This is a genomic window from Rhodococcus sp. P4_F5 (genome assembly GCF_056401315.1).
The window spans coordinates 1-16182 of record NZ_JBFUJP010000066.1; the positions used below are offsets into that span (position 1 = coordinate 1).

General features: G+C 71.3%; 16 protein-coding genes and 1 pseudogene. 5 read left to right on the top strand and 12 right to left on the bottom strand.

Annotated elements, in window-relative coordinates; genetic code table 11:
• From AC1DU4_RS20810 to AC1DU4_RS20830, 5 genes are all read right to left on the bottom strand, one after another.
• The coding region (locus AC1DU4_RS20810) for a DUF222 domain-containing protein (RefSeq protein ID WP_477843046.1) at window positions 1-1199 on the bottom strand (1199 nt) is incomplete at its 3' end.
• A 132-nt stretch (window positions 1200-1331) separates the two neighbouring features.
• Complete coding sequence (locus tag AC1DU4_RS20815; protein ID WP_477843048.1) at window positions 1332-2111, bottom strand: hypothetical protein; 780 nt, start codon at window positions 2109-2111, stop codon at window positions 1332-1334.
• A gap of 54 nt (window positions 2112-2165) precedes the next feature.
• Complete coding sequence (locus AC1DU4_RS20820) at window positions 2166-2936, bottom strand: nuclear transport factor 2 family protein (protein WP_477843050.1); 771 nt, start codon at window positions 2934-2936, stop codon at window positions 2166-2168.
• A 94-nt stretch (window positions 2937-3030) separates the two neighbouring features.
• Window positions 3031-4392 (bottom strand): APC family permease, encoded by a 1362-nt coding sequence (locus AC1DU4_RS20825; RefSeq protein WP_477843088.1) that lies wholly within the window; start codon window positions 4390-4392, stop codon window positions 3031-3033.
• A 104-nt stretch (window positions 4393-4496) separates the two neighbouring features.
• Window positions 4497-5363 carry a helix-turn-helix transcriptional regulator gene (locus AC1DU4_RS20830; protein ID WP_477843052.1) on the bottom strand — a complete coding sequence of 289 codons (867 nt, stop codon included), beginning with the start codon at window positions 5361-5363 and terminating at the stop codon, window positions 4497-4499.
• Between the two features lie 103 nt (window positions 5364-5466).
• On the opposite strand from AC1DU4_RS20830, the gene AC1DU4_RS20835 reads away from it, so the two are divergent.
• Window positions 5467-7092: an AMP-binding protein gene (locus tag AC1DU4_RS20835; protein WP_477843054.1), complete on the top strand. Its 1626-nt coding sequence runs from the start codon at window positions 5467-5469 to the stop codon at window positions 7090-7092.
• A gap of 68 nt (window positions 7093-7160) precedes the next feature.
• Here AC1DU4_RS20835 and AC1DU4_RS20840 read toward each other — a convergent pair whose 3' ends face one another.
• The 4 genes and pseudogenes from AC1DU4_RS20840 to AC1DU4_RS20855 form a co-directional block, all read right to left on the bottom strand.
• Window positions 7161-7454: an antibiotic biosynthesis monooxygenase gene (locus tag AC1DU4_RS20840; protein ID WP_477843056.1), complete on the bottom strand. Its 294-nt coding sequence runs from the start codon at window positions 7452-7454 to the stop codon at window positions 7161-7163.
• Window positions 7451-8269: a dienelactone hydrolase family protein gene (locus AC1DU4_RS20845; RefSeq protein WP_477843057.1), complete on the bottom strand. Its 819-nt coding sequence runs from the start codon at window positions 8267-8269 to the stop codon at window positions 7451-7453. Before AC1DU4_RS20845 ends, AC1DU4_RS20840 begins: the two co-directional genes overlap by 4 nt.
• A 119-nt stretch (window positions 8270-8388) precedes the next feature.
• On the bottom strand, window positions 8389-9375 hold the full coding sequence (locus AC1DU4_RS20850) for a GlxA family transcriptional regulator (RefSeq protein WP_477843059.1): 987 nt from the start codon (window positions 9373-9375) through the stop codon (window positions 8389-8391).
• Between the two features lie 22 nt (window positions 9376-9397).
• Window positions 9398-9670 (bottom strand): annotated as a pseudogene (locus AC1DU4_RS20855) (ABC transporter permease); the annotation flags it as partial.
• Window positions 9671-9676: 6 nt separating this feature from the next.
• On the opposite strand from AC1DU4_RS20855, the gene AC1DU4_RS20860 reads away from it, so the two are divergent.
• Window positions 9677-10372, top strand: coding sequence for a GntR family transcriptional regulator (locus AC1DU4_RS20860; protein ID WP_477843061.1), 696 nt, complete (start codon window positions 9677-9679; stop codon window positions 10370-10372).
• A 210-nt stretch (window positions 10373-10582) separates the two neighbouring features.
• On the opposite strand, the gene AC1DU4_RS20865 is transcribed toward AC1DU4_RS20860, so the two are convergent.
• Window positions 10583-11035 carry a MarR family winged helix-turn-helix transcriptional regulator gene (locus AC1DU4_RS20865; protein ID WP_477843063.1) on the bottom strand — a complete coding sequence of 151 codons (453 nt, stop codon included), beginning with the start codon at window positions 11033-11035 and terminating at the stop codon, window positions 10583-10585.
• Between the two features lie 170 nt (window positions 11036-11205).
• Here AC1DU4_RS20865 and AC1DU4_RS20870 point away from each other — a divergent pair, with 170 nt between their 5' ends.
• The 3 genes from AC1DU4_RS20870 to AC1DU4_RS20880 all read left to right on the top strand — a co-directional run bounded on the left by AC1DU4_RS20870 (window position 11206) and on the right by AC1DU4_RS20880 (window position 15149).
• A complete protein-coding gene (locus AC1DU4_RS20870; RefSeq protein WP_477843065.1) occupies window positions 11206-12654 on the top strand; it encodes an MFS transporter in 1449 nt (482 codons plus the stop codon).
• A gap of 96 nt (window positions 12655-12750) precedes the next feature.
• Window positions 12751-13608, top strand: coding sequence for a type I methionyl aminopeptidase (map, locus tag AC1DU4_RS20875; protein WP_477843067.1), 858 nt, complete (start codon window positions 12751-12753; stop codon window positions 13606-13608).
• On the top strand, window positions 13605-15149 hold the full coding sequence (locus AC1DU4_RS20880) for a cobyric acid synthase (protein WP_477843068.1): 1545 nt from the start codon (window positions 13605-13607) through the stop codon (window positions 15147-15149). The genes map and AC1DU4_RS20880 overlap by 4 nt, the downstream gene beginning before the upstream one ends.
• Here the strand turns inward: AC1DU4_RS20880 and AC1DU4_RS20885 are convergent.
• Window positions 15088-15447 (bottom strand): hypothetical protein, encoded by a 360-nt coding sequence (locus AC1DU4_RS20885; RefSeq protein ID WP_477843070.1) that lies wholly within the window; start codon window positions 15445-15447, stop codon window positions 15088-15090. The two genes, AC1DU4_RS20880 and AC1DU4_RS20885, sit on opposite strands and share 62 nt — an antisense overlap.
• Window positions 15444-16163 (bottom strand): ABC transporter permease, encoded by a 720-nt coding sequence (locus AC1DU4_RS20890; RefSeq protein ID WP_477843090.1) that lies wholly within the window; start codon window positions 16161-16163, stop codon window positions 15444-15446. The genes AC1DU4_RS20885 and AC1DU4_RS20890 overlap by 4 nt, the downstream gene beginning before the upstream one ends.
• Between the last annotated feature and the right edge of the window lie 19 nt (window positions 16164-16182).

The following is a 16182-nucleotide window of genomic DNA, read 5'->3' on the forward strand; positions in this document are numbered from 1 at the left end:
GCGCAGCCGCAGTCCCGCGCCACCAATGCTTTCCGCAGTCGCGGGGAGATCATGCGGGTGGTATGGCCGACGTCGAGTGGGTTGCCTTCCTTGTCGACGAAGACCGCGGTGACCTTCGCGTCGCAGGACAGGCGGGCGGCGACGGCAGCGGAGACGGGTCCTGCCCAGGGCATGGTGGCGTGACGGCGTCGGCGGTAGTGCCGCGGCGGCCTGAAACCGGCGGGGCTGGTGCAGCCTTCAGTCTCGTTGTTGGGTCCGGTTGCGTTGTCGGAGTGGTAGGCCCAGCCGTTCTTCGTCCAGGCTCCGGTCGCGGGGGTCGGCGCGGTCGCGGCGACTGCGTCCTTGAGGGCGTCGACGTCGATGGTGACGGTGACGTGCGGTCGTTCGCCGCCTTCGATCGGTCCGCGGGCTGCGTCGAGGTGGCCGCGGATGATCTGCTCTAACGCGTCAGCCCGTCTTCTCGCGGCGGAGCGGGGGTCTTGGATCGAGTTGCCGTCGTCGTCGGTCGTCGGGTGCGGCTTCGACAGGCCCGACAATGCGGTGTGAAGAGCCTCGCCGGTCTCGGCGTCGAAGGTGCCCTTCACGAGCACTCGTCCGCCGAGGGTCGCTGAGGCGTGGAATTCGTTGAGTTCGGGGTTTTCTCCGTCGGGTGGGACGGTGCCGTCGAGTTGCAGGAGCAACTCCAACGCGCGGGCTCGTCGGCGCAGGACGGTGACGTTCTCGAGTTGGGCCGCGATGAGGAGGTAGGCCTGGCAGTCGTCGGGTCGACCGGTTTCGGGGTCGGGGTGGTCCCAGTCCGTCTCGACCGCCTCCACCGACTCGGCAATCCGGTTGGCGGTGAGTGTGTCGAGGCGGGCGAGGAAGTCGACGATCACCTGTACGTGCCCGAGTTCGATCCGCCCGCCGTCCAACGCCTCAGCCATCCGCGGGCGCAACGGCAGTTCACGGCCGAGTCGGACGATCCTGCCGGCCTGTCCGGCGGTCATTCGGGTGGCGTCGGAAAGCCAGGACGCGGTGTCCGCGGCACCGAGATGGTTGGGCAGGCAGCGTTGGTCGGCCTCGTGGACCAGTCGGACGCGCAGTGCTTCGAGTTCGAGGATCTTCTCCGACAGCTCTGGGACAGTGCTCGCGAGTTCGGTTTCGTCGAGTCGCCATGCCTCGACCCGGGCGGGGTCGGTGAGCATGGCGTCGAGTTCCATACATCAGACAGTACTCGTACATGTATTCGATGACAATGATGTTTTGCCTGGTGAACGGCCTTGGTCAGTGCGCGCTTTTGGCCCCTGTCGGGGCCAGAAGTGCGCACAGGCGCCGGCGCGGCCGTTGACCGACTAGCGGGGTTTCAACCGAACCCCCGGCGGCCGGTGCATCCAGGCGGTGCTGACGGTGGACCAGTTTCCGACGCCGACATACGGGCCCGACACGCTGTGGGCGTAGCCGGACCCGTCGTCGGAGGCGAACGGGGTCTGGCTGAGGCGAGGGTGCGCCAGCAGCAGGCCCGACACCGTCAGGTGTACCGCGTCGTACCGCCGGGCGATCGCCGGCCAGTTCGGGTGCAGCGTTCCGTCGACATCGACCGCGTCCGGCGCGATCAGCCGGACCCAGTCCGCGGCCGTCCGAATGATGGCGACGGTGGTGTCGGCGACGTCGAAGTGGACCTCACACCGCGGCGCGCCTCGGGAGAGGTTCTCGCCGCACTCGCCCCACGAGTCGGCCCTGGGACCGAGTGGTGTCGCGGTCCAGAAGGCGCCTTGGGGCAGCGATCCGAATCCGCTGCGATTCGCGACGACCGGCGCGCGCACCTCGGTGACCGAACCCTGGTGCACCTGCGGTGAGCCGAAGGGCTGCCACCCGTCGAGCGCCCAGCGTGCCGCGACGTCGAGGTCCAGGCGCCGACATGAACTCGCGTCGAGTCGGGCGGCCGCGACCGGGTCGTTCGAGTAGAGGTAACTCCCGACCGCCCTCGTGGCATGCGAGAGCAGGTCATCGGCGGACAGTCCGCGCACGTACTCCGAGACGGATTCATCGGCGCCGGTGGACCAGAACCATGCGAGGGTCTCGATGAACAGCCGGCCGGGGATGGTGTCGAGAAGGGACTCGTCGCTGCTCACGTCGCGAGTCTGACGCAGCCGCGCCCGACGTGCAGGGCGGACGCGCCGGGGGTGCTACCCGCCGACGTACACACGGGCGTCGATGACGCGCAGGTCCTTTCGGTTCAGGTAGGCGAACAGCACGGCGTGGCGACCGTCGACGGTGCACGACGCGGTGACCGTGTCGCCGGCGGCGATGGTCTTCGTCAGGTCGGTGACGGTGCGGCCGCCGAGCATCCGCAACGCCTCGCCGTTGCCGCTCGCCGCGGACTCGACGAACCGCTGCACCGCGCGCTTGCCGGGAGCGCCGACGCTGCGGACGGCGGYGCCGAACGCGAGCGAGCCGCCGAGGCCCTGCAGTCGGAGCATCCGCGCGCCCATCCCGGCGCCGACCCGGAGCTTCGCCGGCGACACCCCGGCCACCTGTGCGAACATCGGTCCGACCTCCCAGTGCGCGGCGATCCGGCGGATCCGCGGCGCGCCGTCGTCGACGGTGGCCTCATACAGCAGGTGCATCGGGGCTTTCGCCGTGACGTCGCCGGACAGCCGGGTCTCGATGGTCACGTCGCGGACCACGTTCAGCCCGTCGACGATGTCCTCGCGCTCGACGTGGAAGCGGATGTCGTTGGGGGCGATGAAGGTTTCCCAGAACCGGGCCAGGGGTGCGTTGCCGCGCTCGCCGCTGCGGCGGTCGTTGAGCCCGCCGTGCACGGGCCGCCCGCCGACCGGGTCCTCGACCACGTGGCGGTACGCGAAGAGGTCGAGCCAGGCCTGCTTGTCGTGTGCGGCGACTGCGGCGGGAGAGGCGTGGGCCAGCGCCAGCAGGGTGTCGGTGGTCGCGGTCATGGCTCTCCCCGTGGTCGGTGATGTCGGTTCCACGGAGTATGCCAGGAATGCTAGAACGTGTTCCAGAATTGCCGCGGTGCCGAGGTTGCCGGGCTCAGTTCATCGGACCGGGCGGGACGCCCTCCTCGCCGAGGAACTCCGGGTGCAGTTCCGCCTTCACCCCGAGGCGCTTGTTGACGGCCACCGTCACGAACCACAGCACCACGCCGATGGCGAGCAGCACACCGGCGATCTTGTACTGCACCGGGTCGCGATCGGTGAGCGGGGTGGCCAGGAACGCGCAGCTGACCGCGCCGATGATCGGCAGCACCGTGGGCGCACGGAAGTGCTTGTGTTCGACCACGTCCCGACGGAGCACCAGCACCGCGACGTTGACCACGGTGAACACGCAGAGCAGCAGCAGCGCGGTGGTGCCGCCGAGTTGGGGCACCTCGCCGACCACGGTGATGAGCCCGAGTGCCAGCACCGTCGTGAAGCCGATCGCGACGTACGGGGTGCGTCGCGACGGGTGAACGCGGCCGAGTGCGTAGGGCAGCACATGCTGGCGGGCCATGCCGTAGAGCAGGCGGCTGGCCATCAGCATGTTGATCAGCGCGGAGTTGGCGACCGCGAACATCGTGATGAACGCGAAGACCCCCAGCGGGAATCCCGGCGCCCCCGCCTCGACCACCTTCAGCAGCGGGGTGTCGCCCTCGCCGAGTTCGTTGATCGGCACCAACGCGACCGCGGTCACGGACACCAGGACGTAGATCAGGCCGGTCGAGACGAGGCCGATCAGCAGCACCTTGGGGAAGATCCGGGTCGGGTCCTTGCACTCCTCGGCCATGTTGACCGAGTCCTCGAATCCGACCATGGCGTAGAAGGCCAGCGTGGTCGCGGCGATCACCCCGCCGAGCGCCGACCGGTCCCCGGTGTCGAAGGTGGCGGCGCGGGAGAAGTCGCCCTCGCCGACGCCGAGTGCCCACATGCCGATGAAGATCACGATCAGCAGGCCCGACAGCTCGACGCAGGTGAGCACCACGTTGAGCTTCACCGACTCGCTGACCCCGCGGAAGTTCACCGCCGCGACCGCGAGCATGAAGACGATGCCGATGATCGTGATGCCGGCGCCGGTGCGCACGTCCCAGTCGAAGGCCTCGGCGAAGTTGGAGGCGAACGCCCGCGACGCCGTCGACGCCGAGGTGATGCCCGAACACATCACGGCGAACGTCACCATGAAGGTGAAGAACTGGATGCCGAAGGCCTTGTGGGTGTACAGCGCGGCCCCCGCCGCCTGCGGGTACTTCGTCACCAGTTCGAGGTAGCTGAACGCGGTGATCAGGGCGACCAGGAAGGCCACCAGGAACGGCAGCCACACCACGCCGCCCACGTCATTGGCGACCTGGCCGGTGAGGGCGTAGATGCCGGTGCCGAGGATGTCGCCGACGATGAACAGCAACAGCAGCCACGGACCCATCACGCGTCGGAGGGTGGGTTCGTGCGTGCCGGCGTCCTCGGTGGGTCGCGGAGTGGTCACGTCCGGCTCCTCTCGGTGTGGGCCACCGGGTCGGTGGCACCGAATTACGGCAGCAGTCCCAGTCGCCGCGCGGTCACCACGGCCTCGTGCCGCGAGTGCGCGTCCAGCTTGCCCATCGCGCCGCGCAGGTAGCTCTTGACCGTCTCCGGGCGCAGCGAGAGCCGGTGGGCCACCTCGTTGTTGGTGCAGCCGAGTGCGATGTGGGCGAGCACGTCCAGTTCGCGGGGCGAGAGGGTGACCGCGTCCGGGGCCTCGCGGTCGCGCTCGCCCGCGAGCGCGGCCAGCTTCTCGGCCACCGCCCGCAACCGGTTGCGCAGCGGGCCCTCCGGCACCGACTGGGCGATGCCGCGCAGGTCGGCGTGGGCGTCGCGGAGGCCCTGGGCGACGGCGCCGTCGACGGCGGGCGCGTCGGCGTCCTGCACGCCGAGCATGCGCAGCCGGCGGTCCACCTCGTCGCGGACGGTGATCTCGGCGGCGAGCCGGCGGCCGGCCTGGATCAGCGCCTCCGCGGTGCGGTCGCCGATCGCGGTGGACTCGCGGACCGCGGCGTAGAGCACCGCACGCGAGGCGCCGTCGACCATCACCGGCACCGCGACCACCGAGCGCAGGCCCTCGCCGAGCACCGGGCCGTCGTAGTGGTGGGTGATCGTCCGGTCGCTGCCGTAGTCGGGCACCGCGGACGGCCGGCGCAGGTGCACGACGCGGCCGCCGAGTCCGGATGCGGGCGGGACCACCAGGCCCTTGAGGCCGTTGGTCCGGGTGCCTAGGAACTCGGTGAGGTGCAGCGACCCGTCGTGCACCTCGCCGCCGAACAGGACCGGGACGGCCGTCAGCGCGGCGGTCTGCCGGAGCTCAGCGCGCAGCGCGTCGCCGTCTCGGGGGCGCAGGAGCGACGGCGTGCGGGAGTCCATTCGGCTACCCCTTTCCGGGGGTGGTGGAAGTGTCATGTGAGCTAGATCATAGGTCCTGACGAGAGTTCGGTCCGAGCCGGACCACTGGGAGAAGGAGTTGGACATGGGCGTCGACGCCACTGAGCGGGTGCGCGAGCTGTTGGAGCGGTACGACACCCCGGAGGCCTGCGCGGCAGAGCTGTTGTGCGACCGGCATCCCGCGGCCGACGTCGCGTTCACGGTGATCGAGGGCGACCTCTCGTCGCGGGACCTGACGTACGGCGAGCTGCGTGCCGAGTCCACCCGGTTCGCCGCCGCTCTCGCCGACCTCGGCGTCGAGCCCGGCGACTGCGTGGCCACGCTGATGGGCAAGTCGGCGGAACTGGTCGTCGCGCTGCTCGGCATCTGGCGTCGCGGCGCCGTGCACGTGCCGCTGTTCACCGCGTTCGCCGCGCCGGCCATCGCGTTCCGGCTCGGGGCCAGCGGCGCCAAGGTGGTCCTCTCGGACCGGGACCAGCTGGCCAAGCTGGCGCCCGGCGAGGACATCCCGGCCGACGCGCCCTGGCGGGTGATCGTCGCGGCCGGCGACCCCCAGTCCGACGACCAGCTCCGCTTCCAGGACCTGCTCGACGCCCACGCCGCGGACGACCCGGCGGGCGCGGCGGTCGCGAGCGGCGGCGACGCGCCGATCGTGCAGCTGTTCACCAGCGGCACCACCGGCACCCCGAAGGGCGTGCCGGTGCCGGTGCGCGCGCTCGCGTCGTTCCACGGCTACATGGAGTTCGGGCTCGACGTCCGCGAGGACGACGTGTTCTGGAACGCCGCCGACCCGGGCTGGGCGTACGGGCTGTACTACGCCCTGCTCGGTCCGCTGGCCGCCGGCCGCCGCAGCCTGCTGCTGCACTCCGGCTTCTCCGCGCAGCTCACCTGGCAGGTGATCGAGAAGTTCGGCGTCACCAACTTCGCCGCCGCGCCCACCGTGTACCGGAGCCTGCGGGCGGACACCGGGCCGGTGCCCGAGATGACCCTGCGCCGGGCGTCGTCGGCGGGCGAGCCGCTGACCCCGGACGTGGTGGCGTGGTCGCGGACCGCCCTCGGCTGCGAGGTCCGCGACCACTACGGCCAGACCGAGCACGGCATGTTCATCGTCAACGCCTGGGCGGACGGGCTGCGCGAGGACGTGCCGGCCGGGTCGATGGGCCGCCCGCTGCCGGGCTGGTCCTGTACGGTGCTGCGCGAGGACGCGGACGAGGTGGCGACCGCGGGCACCGCCGGCCGGGTCGCCATCGACACCGCCGCCAGCCCGATGATGTGGTTCTCCGGCTACGTCGACGCCCCGGAGAAGACCGCGGAGCGGTTCAGCGAGGACGGCCGCTGGTACCTCACCGGCGACGCCGGCAGCACCGACCAGGACGGGCGCTTCTTCTTCTCCTCCCGCGACGACGACGTGATCATCATGGCCGGCTACCGCATCGGACCCTTCGACGTGGAGTCCGTGCTGGCGATGCACGGGGACGTGGTCGAGTCGGCCGTCGTCGGTATGCCCGACGAACTGCGCGGCGAGGTGCTCGAGGCGTTCGTGGTGCTGCGGGACGGGGTCGCAGGCACCGACGCGCTCGAGTCGGAGCTGCAGACGCTGGTGAAGAAGAAGTTCGCCGCGCACGCCTACCCGCGGACCGTGCACTTCGTGCCGGCGCTGCCGAAGACCCCCAGCGGCAAGGTGCAGCGCTACCTCCTCCGCAAGGGGTAGGCGGCTCCGCCGCCCGTGCGCCTTTCCGGTCGTTCCGGCGACCAGAAAGGCGCACGGCGCGGCGCGCCTCAGAGGATTCCGTCCTCCAGGTTCTCCAGGTAGTGGAACGTCGGCGTCCGGACGCCGGCCTCGGCGCGGATTCGGACGAGTTCGGGGGATTCGAAGAAGCATCTCGCCGCCGCCAGCGTCGTCCACCGTGAGAAGTGGACGACCTGGTTGGCGTCGTGTTCCTGCCGCAGCAGCCGGTACTCGATTTCCCCGGCCGCCCTGCGCATCGGCGCCGCGTCGTCGAACACCCGCTTCCAGCCGGCGTAGTCGGCGACCTCGTGGACGATCAGGACGTAGCTCGCGCCGCCCGTCATCGCGCGAGCCGTTCGGTGAAGAACGCCAGGATCTCGTCGCGGGCGGCGAGGGTCGGCTCGCCGGCGCCGTCGACCAGGTACGCCGTGACCACACTGTGCGGGCTGGCGACCACCTCCGCGAAGAACGGTGCGGGGGTGGGGTTGGCGGCGCTGTCCGGCAGCACCCTTCCGACGAACCGGTCGCCGAGAGCCTCGGTGTATGCGGCGAATCGCTGGGCCCGGCACCACTTGTCGCCGGCGAAGCGGTAGGCCAGGACCGTCAGGTCGTCCCGGTCGAGGCGGTCGGCGACGGCCCGCAGGTCGTTGGGCGCGATCTCGAGCCCGGCGGGGTCGTCGAGCGGCAGGGACGGCTGGCACACGACCGGCGCGAGTACCGACTCCTCGAGCACCATGGTCAGCGCGAAGTTCCCGGTGAAGCACATGCCGATCGCGCCGACGCCGGGGCCACCGCACTCCTCGTGTGCCAGCCGCGCCAGCGCTCGCAGCCACCGGGTGACGGGGCTCGTCCGGTTGGCCCCGAAGGCGCGGAACTCGGCGCTGACACAGGCCCGCTGCATGACGGCGGTGCCCTCCTCGACGAGGGGGACCGCGCCGTCCCGCCCGAACAGCGAAGGCAGGTAGACGGTGAAGCCTGCCTCGCGCACCCAGCGGGCGAAGCGCGCGACCTGCGGGCTGATGCCGGGCATCTCCGGCAGCACGATCACCGCCGGGCCCCTGCCGCTCACCCGGACGACCTTGGCGACGCTGTCCAGGGTGACGGTGCGGGCCTCGAAGTCCTCGAGCGGATCGTCCTCGGTCATCTGACGGGTCGGCATCGGCGGCGCCCCCTGGTTGTCGAATCGGTCTGCTCGGTGCGAGCACGATGATCCTGTCTGCCGTGAGGCCCGGTCGGCGAGGGGCGCGGTCGCCACATTTGCGGCCGATCTCGCCATCCCTACCGTGGCGGCCGAGGCCGGCGGAACTGCCGGCGGTACTCGGCTGCGCTGACGCCCACCCGCTCGACGAACAGCCGGCGCAGAGCGCCCGGGTCCTGGTAGCCGATCCGTCGGGGGATGTCGCCCAGCGGCACGTCGGTCGCGGCGAGCAGGTGCTTGGCGGCCCGGACCCGGGCCTCCAGCAGGAAGGCCAACGGCGACCGGCCGGCCTCGGCGCCGAACCGGCGCAGCAGCGTCCGGCTGCTGACGTGGAACTCGCCCGCCAACCGCGACAGGTTGTACGGCTCCCTCAGGTGCTCGACCAGCCACCGCCCGACCTCGTCGGCGAACGGCCCGCCGGCCGCCGGCACCATGGCCTCGACGATGTACGGCGCCTGGCTGGTCCGGTTCTCGGACACCAGCGTTACCCGGGCGGTGGTGCTCGCGACGTCCTCGCCCAGGTGTTCGCGGACGAGGGCGGTCGCGAGATCGAGCGAGGCACTGAACGCCGCCGTCGTGGTGATGTGCCCGTCGTGCACGATCAGCGACTCCACGCACACCGTCGTGAGCGGATGGCGCCGGCCCAGCTGCGAGGCGTACAGCCACGAGGTGGTCGACCGGCGCCCGTCGAGCGCCCCGGCCTGACCGAGCAGGAAGGCGCCGACGCACACCGACGCGATCCGGGTACGACGCGCCGCGGCCGCACGGAGGAAGTCGACCTCGCGTTCCCATCCGGCGAGTCGGGCGTCGGTGTCCTCGGCGGGGACGAACTCGAATCCGGGCACCACGAGCAGGTCGAACCCGTGGTGCCACCGTCGCACCCCGATGGGGAACCCGCCGGCGGCGGTCACTGGGGAGTCCGACGCCCCGATCACCGACACCTCGAACAGGTCCGCGGCGGCGACACCGCGCTGCCGGGCCACGCGGTTGGCGATGCGGAGCATGTCGGAGAAGACGAAGATCTCGGCCGCGAAACAGCCGTCGTAGGCCAGGATTCCGATCCGCATGGCCGCCATTGTTCACCAGCGCCTACCGGCGGCGGATCCGCCCGACCACCAGCAGTGCCACCAGGGTGACGGCCAGCAGCAGCGTGGTGTCGGCGGCGGCCTGGAACACCTGCCCGCGGTCGGTGAGCCCGAAGATGGTGACCGGCAGGGTCTTCCACGTGGCCGGATACACCATGACGGTGGCGCCGAGTTCGCCCATCGACAGAGCGATGGCCAGGCCGGCGGCGGCGCCGAGCGCGGGCCGCAGCAGCGGCAGGGTGATCCGGGTGAGCACCCGCCCCGGGCCGGCGCGGAGACCGCTGTGAACCTGCCCAAGGCCTCCCTGGTGCGCGCCGAACTCGAGGCGCTGCTGGTCGGGCTCGAGGAGGGCGACGCCGTCCCGGCGGAGCGGGAGCTCGCGGTCCGCTGCGGGGTGTCCCGGGAGACCGTCCGGCAGGCCCTGCACGAACTCCTCGTCGAGGGCCGGGTCGAGCGTCGGGGCCGCGGCACCGTCGTCGCCAGTCCCAAACTCGTGCAACCGCTCTCGTTGCGCTCCTACACAGAGGGGGCACTCAGTCAGGGGCGGGTGCCCGGCCGCGAGCTGGTCTCGCTCGGGCGGGTCCGGGCGGACGAGGAGCTGGCGGCGGAGTTGGACCTGCCGGTCGGGTCCGAGGTCGTCCACCTGGAGCGGGTGCTGCTGGCGGACGGCAACAAGATCGGGCTGGAGAGCACGTACCTGCCGGCCCGGCGGTTCGGGGAGTTGGCCGAGACATTCGACCCCTCGGGGTCGCGGTACGCGGCGATCCGTGCGACCGGGGTGGTGTTCACCTCGGCGACCGAGCGGATCGAGACGGTGCTGGCGTCGCCACGCGAGGCCGCGCTGCTGGACTCGGCCACGTCCATGCCGGTGTTGTTGCTGCACAGGACGTCCCTGGACGCCGAGGGCGTGCCGATCGAGCGGGTCCGGTCCCTGTATCGGGGCGACCGGGTGGCGTTCGTCGCGACGTTGCGCGAGTAGGCAGCTCCGCCGCCGGTGGGCACTTTTGGTGGCTCGAGGTACCAAAAGTGTGCACCGGCGCGAAGCGCCCCCACCGCCGACGTGCGCGGGCGCTGCTGCGTCGACTGGGGCGAGATGCCGAGCTGGGACAAAGTCGTTTCCAGGCCTCCCGCCGGGGGCATGTGTCGGTTTTCACCCGATCCCGGTCCCGGCGAGATGTCCGCTGGGTGTTCAGGATTCGCGCATTCGCGGCCACGGGCGGCCCGCACGGCGCTCTATGTCGAGGTTGAACCGTTCGAGCATCGCGGCGAAGGCGGCGACGTCGTCGGGTTCCCAGTCGGCCATCACCCGGTCGAGCCCGTCGACGTTGCCGGCCCGCTCGGCGTCGAGGCGTTGGCGGCCCTCGGCGGTGATCCGGAACTTGCGGGCCATCCCGCCGTCGGGGTCCGGGATGCGTTCGACCAGGCCGGAATTGAGCATGGCGGTGCTCTGGCGGCTGATGGTCGAGGTGTCCAGGCCGAAGGCCTCGCTGAGTTCGCCTACGGACATCGGGCCGTCGATGCAGAGGCGGCTGAGCAGGGCGTAGGCGCTGGCGTCCAGGTGGCCCTCACCGCGGCGGGGGCGGGTGAGGTGCCGCCCGAGCAGCATGGTCTCGAACTCGATCCGGTCCGTGGGCTTGTCCATGCGGGTCCTTCCGTCGCCCCGGCCCGGGGCGCGCTGCGCGGTTTGTCCGTATTGCACGATACATGCCTATTGCATGGTGCGGACAGTTTGCATCATGCAATAGATGTGTATTGTGCACACTCTGTGTATCGAGCACATCGGTGCCACCCGTGAAGTCGAGGAGATCGCCCGTGTCAGGTCCGAGTCCAACCGCCAACCCGAAGGGCCTCGTCGGTGTGCTGGCGTTCACCGGCATCGTCGCCGCGCTGATGCAGACGCTGGTCGTCCCGCTGATCGCCGACCTCCCGCTCCTGCTCGACACCACCGCATCGAACGCCTCCTGGGTGATCACCGCGACGCTGGTCGCCGGCGCGGTGTGCGTCCCGATCACCGGCCGGCTCGGCGACCTCTACGGCAAGCGGCGCATGCTGCTCGTCTGCACGGTGCCGCTGATCGTGGGTTCGGTGATGTGTGCGCTCGCGACGTCCGTGGTGCCGATGATCGCCGGCCGCGCCCTGCAGGGCATGGGCATGGGCCTGATCCCGATCGGCATCAGCGCCCTGCGTGACCTGGTGCCCAGGGAGAAGCTGAACACGTCGATCGCCCTGATGAGTGCGTCGATGGGCATCGGCGGCGCGCTCGGCCTGCCGATCGCCGCGGCCGTCACGCAGAACACCAGCTGGCGGGTGCTGTTCTGGGGCGCCGCCGTCCTCAGCGTGGTGATCGCCGGACTGATCTGGAAGGTCGTGCCCGCCACCCCGGTCGACCCCGACGCCGGCAGGTTCGACCCCATCGGCGCGGTCGGCCTCGGCGTCGGCCTCGTGTGCCTGCTCCTCGGCGTGTCCAAGGGCGCGGTCTGGGGCTGGAGCAGCGGAACCATCGTCGGCCTCTTTGTCGTCGCGATCGCCGTCCTGCTGGCCTGGGGCTGGTGGGAGCTGCGCACCAGCGATCCGCTGGTCGATCTCCGGACCACCGCGCGGCCGCAGGTGTTGCTGACCAACGTCGCCGGCGTTGTCGTCGGCTTCGCGATGTACGCGCAGTCGCTGATCCTGCCGCAGCTGTTGCAGCTGCCCGAGGCCACCGGATTCGGTCTGGGACAGTCGATGCTGGCGATGGGCCTGTGGATGGTGCCGGGCGGCCTGGTGATGATGGCGCTCTCCCCGGTCGGCGCCAAGCTCTCCTCGGCGCGCGGGCCTAAGGTCACCCTGATCGTCGGTGCCCTGATCATCGCGGTCGGCTACGCCTCGTCGATGCTGCTGATGGGCACGGCCTGGGGCCTGATGATCGTCGCCGCCATCTGCGGCGCCGGCACCGGCTTCGCCTACGGTGCGATGCCGGCCCTGATCATGAGCGCGGTCCCGCACTCGGAGACCGCCGCGGCCAACGCCTTCAACACGCTCAGCCGGTCCATCGGCACGTCGATCGCCGCCGCCGTCGTCGGCCTCGTCCTCGCCCAGATGAGCGTCCAGGTCGGCGAGTACACGCTGCCCACCGAGAACGGCTTCCGGACCGGACTGCTGCTGGGCTGCGGCGTCGCGCTCGTCGCCGCCGTCGTCGCCGCGTGCATCCCGACGGGTCGACGGGCGCCGGAGGTGCCGACCGTCGGGTCCGAGGACGAGCTGGTGTCCGCGCGGAGCTGACCTGCAGCCGAACCACCCGGGCCCGGCGGACATCCCTCGTGGAGGTTCGCCGGGCTCGCCCGTTCGGGCGCTCGCGCGGCGCGTAGCCTTGCACCCATGTCTGTGCGCACCCAGCTCCGCCCCGGAAACGTCTCGCCGACCCTCGCCGTCCCCGCCAAGATCGAGCGGCCGGAGTACGCGTGGAAGCCGACCGTCAACGAGGGCAACGAGCCGTGGGTGCAGACCCCCGAGACGATCGAGAAGATGCGAGTGGCGGGCCGGATCGCCGCGCAGGCCCTCGCGGAGGCGGGCAAGGCGGTGGCGCCCGGCGTCACCACCGACGAGCTGGACCGGATCGCGCACGAGTACATGTGCGACCACGGTGCCTACCCGTCCACGTTGGGCTACAAGGGTTTTCCCAAGTCGTGCTGCACCTCGCTCAACGAGGTCATCTGCCACGGCATCCCGGACTCCACGGTGATCGAGGACGGTGACATCGTCAACATCGACGTCACCGCCTACATCGACGGCGTGCACGGCGACACCAACGCCACCTTCCTGGCGGGCGACGTCTCCGAGGAGCACCGGCTGCTCGTCGAGCGCACCCGTGAGGCCACCATGCGGGCCATCAAGGCGGTCCGGCCGGGCCGCGAACTGAACGTGATCGGCCGGGTGATCGAGGCCTACGCGAATCGCTTCGGCTACGGCGTGGTGCGCGACTTCACCGGCCACGGCATCGGTGAGACGTTCCACAACGGACTGGTGATCCTGCACTACGACCAGCCGAACGTGGACACGGTCATCGAGCCCGGCATGGTCTTCACCATCGAGCCGATGATCAACCTCGGCACCCCCGACTACGAGATGTGGGCCGACGACTGGACCGTGGTCACCGCCGACCGCAAGTGGACCGCGCAGTTCGAGCACACCATCGTGGTGACCGAGACGGGTACGGAAATTCTCACCCTCCCGTGAAGGGCGCACTGCTCGTAGCCGGGACCACCTCCGACGCCGGCAAGAGCGTGCTGGTCGCCGGGCTGTGCCGGATGCTGGCCCGGCGCGGCGTCTCGGTGGCGCCGTTCAAGGCGCAGAACATGTCGAACAACTCCGTCGTCACCCTCGACGGCGGCGAGATCGGCCGCGCCCAGGCCCTGCAGGCGCAGGCCTGCGGGCTCGCGCCCAGCGTCCGCTTCAACCCGGTGCTGCTCAAGCCCGGCAGCGACCGCACCTCGCAGCTGGTGGTGCGGGGCCGCGCGGTCACCACCGTCGGCGCCCGGGACTACGTCGAGCACCGGCAGTGGCTGCGCAAGGTGGTCGCCGAGGAACTGGCCGCGCTGCGCGAGCAGTACGACGTGGTGATCTGTGAGGGCGCCGGCTCGCCCGCCGAGATCAACCTGCGGGCAACGGATCTGGCGAACATGGGGCTGGCGCAGGCCGCGCAGCTGCCGGTGATCGTGGTCGGGGACATCGACCGCGGCGGGGTACTGGCCCACCTGTTCGGCACCGTGGCGGTGCTGGACGCGGCCGACCAGGCGCTGATCGCCGGGTTCGTGGTCAACAAGTTCCGCGGCGACGTGGGGCTGCTCGAACCCGGGCTCGAACAGCTCCGGGTGATGACCGGCCGGCCCACGCTCGGCGTGGTGCCGTTCGCCGAGGGCCTGTGGATCGACGCCGAGGACTCGCTGTCCACGGTGGCCGACGCGCCCGTCGGCCGGCCCGGCCCGCCCGTCGGGCAGGCGTGGCTGCGGGTGGCCGCGGTGCGGCTGCCACGGGTGTCCAACGCCACCGACGTCGAGGCGCTGGCCTGCGAGCCCGGGGTGTCCGTGCACTGGGTGACCGAGCCGTCCCGGTTGCAGGACGCGGACCTGGTGGTGCTGCCCGGCAGCAAGTCCACCGTCACGGACCTGGCGTGGCTGCGGTCGAGCGGGATCGCGGACGCCCTCACCGCCCGGGCCGCGGCCGGCCGGCCGATCCTCGGGATCTGCGGCGGCTACCAGATGCTGGGCCGCACCATCGTCGACGACGTCGAGTCCGGGTCCGGGGCCGTCGACGGGCTCGGCCTGCTCGACCTGGACGTCGAGTTCGCGGCCGAGAAGGTGCTGCGGCAGGCGACGGGGACCTCCGAGCCCGGCGTCCCGGGCGCGGCAGTCGCGGTGTCCGGCTACGAGATCCACCACGGCCGGGTGGTCCGCACCGGCGACGCGCCGTTGCTGCGCGGGGCCGACGGCGTCGCTGAGGGCAGCGTCCGCGGCGCGGTGCTGGGCACCCACTGGCACGGGCTGCTCGAGTCCGACGGATACCGTCGCGCGCTGCTGACCTGGGTCGCCGGGCAGACCGGCCGCGCGTTCACCGTCGCGCCGGACACCTCCGTCGCCGCCGAGCGCGCCGCCCAGCTGGACCTGCTGGCCGATCTGGTGGAGCGGCACCTGGACGTGGACGCGGTGCTGGCGTTGATCAAGGGCGGTGCGCCTCAGGGTCTTCCGGTCCTGGAGCACTTCCTGGCGGTGGGTCAGTAGCCTCGGCCAGCTCACCGAGCGGGTGGCCGAAGTGCGCGGCCCACTGCGCGGGTGTCGCGTAGAAACGCCGGTCCCGCAGGGTCGGGTCCGCGAGAAGCCGCACGGCCGAGGACCTTTCGGCCGCCGAGGCGCCGACGGCGACGGCCCGCAGGATCGCCGACGGGTGCCGTCGCCGGGTGGCCGCCGCCAGTCCAGGGTCAGTCGCGGTCAGCGCGGTCAGCGCGGTCGCGGCGGGCAGGAACTCGTCGGCGACGGTCCCGGCGGTGGCTCGGTCCGGAGACCGGGAGTAGTCGGTCACGGCGTCGCCCGGCGCAGCGCGGCCCAGGACACCCCGATCGCCAGCACGGCCAGCGCCAGCGGCAGCACCACCATCGGCACCGCCCGGTTCACCTCCTGGAACCAGGCGCCGATGCTCGGCCACGCCCGCGCCCAGGTCACCAGGACGGCCGCCAGCGAGAGGCCGCCGAGGACGGTGACGCCGGCAGTGAGCACCCCGGTGACCTTCCAGCGCTGGTAGACGGCGCCGGCGGCCAACGCGATCGCGGCGACCAGCAGCAGGTTGGCGAACAGGGCGAGGAACTGCAGGGCGGGGCTGTCGGTGAAGTAGTGGGAAAGGCCGAACATCCGCATCCGCACGCCCCATCCGTCGGTGGCCGCCTCGACCACCGACAGGAGGTAGAGCGCGAGGGCGAAGACGACGGACTGCGCCAGGGCCATCAGCGCGGTGGCGGTGAAGAACTCACGGCGGGTGACGCTGAGGCCGAGTGCGAACGGGAACGTCTGCGTCATCGCCTGCAGGTAGAAGGCCAGGACGAAGCCGTAGACGGCGAACACGCTGCCCGTGAAGTTGTCGTCCTGGTCCGACTGCACCAGGGAGAAGATCACGTAGCTGATCAGGAACGAGCCTGCGAGGATGCCGACCGGCCAGGCGATCAGCAGCGGCCAGGCCACGGTGTGCAGGCGCAGCGTCGCGCCGATCCGGGAGCCGGCGGTGGCGTCGTCCTGGACGGGCACGGTGGCGGTGGCGGTGGCG

Excerpts from the sequence above, each read along its gene's own strand:
- AC1DU4_RS20825 (WP_477843088.1), bottom strand. The coding sequence starts at position 4,392 with ATGGGTCCGTGGCTGCTGTTGCTGTTCATCGTCGGCGACATCCTCGGC.
- AC1DU4_RS20830 (WP_477843052.1), bottom strand. The coding sequence starts at position 5,363 with ATGGACTCCCGCACGCCGTCGCTCCTGCGCCCCCGAGACGGCGACGCG.
- AC1DU4_RS20835 (WP_477843054.1), top strand. The coding sequence starts at position 5,467 with ATGGGCGTCGACGCCACTGAGCGGGTGCGCGAGCTGTTGGAGCGGTAC.
- AC1DU4_RS20840 (WP_477843056.1), bottom strand. The coding sequence starts at position 7,454 with ATGACGGGCGGCGCGAGCTACGTCCTGATCGTCCACGAGGTCGCCGAC.
- AC1DU4_RS20845 (WP_477843057.1), bottom strand. The coding sequence starts at position 8,269 with ATGCCGACCCGTCAGATGACCGAGGACGATCCGCTCGAGGACTTCGAG.
- AC1DU4_RS20850 (WP_477843059.1), bottom strand. The coding sequence starts at position 9,375 with ATGCGGATCGGAATCCTGGCCTACGACGGCTGTTTCGCGGCCGAGATC.
- AC1DU4_RS20865 (WP_477843063.1), bottom strand. The coding sequence starts at position 11,035 with ATGGACAAGCCCACGGACCGGATCGAGTTCGAGACCATGCTGCTCGGG.
- map (WP_477843067.1), top strand. The coding sequence starts at position 12,751 with ATGTCTGTGCGCACCCAGCTCCGCCCCGGAAACGTCTCGCCGACCCTC.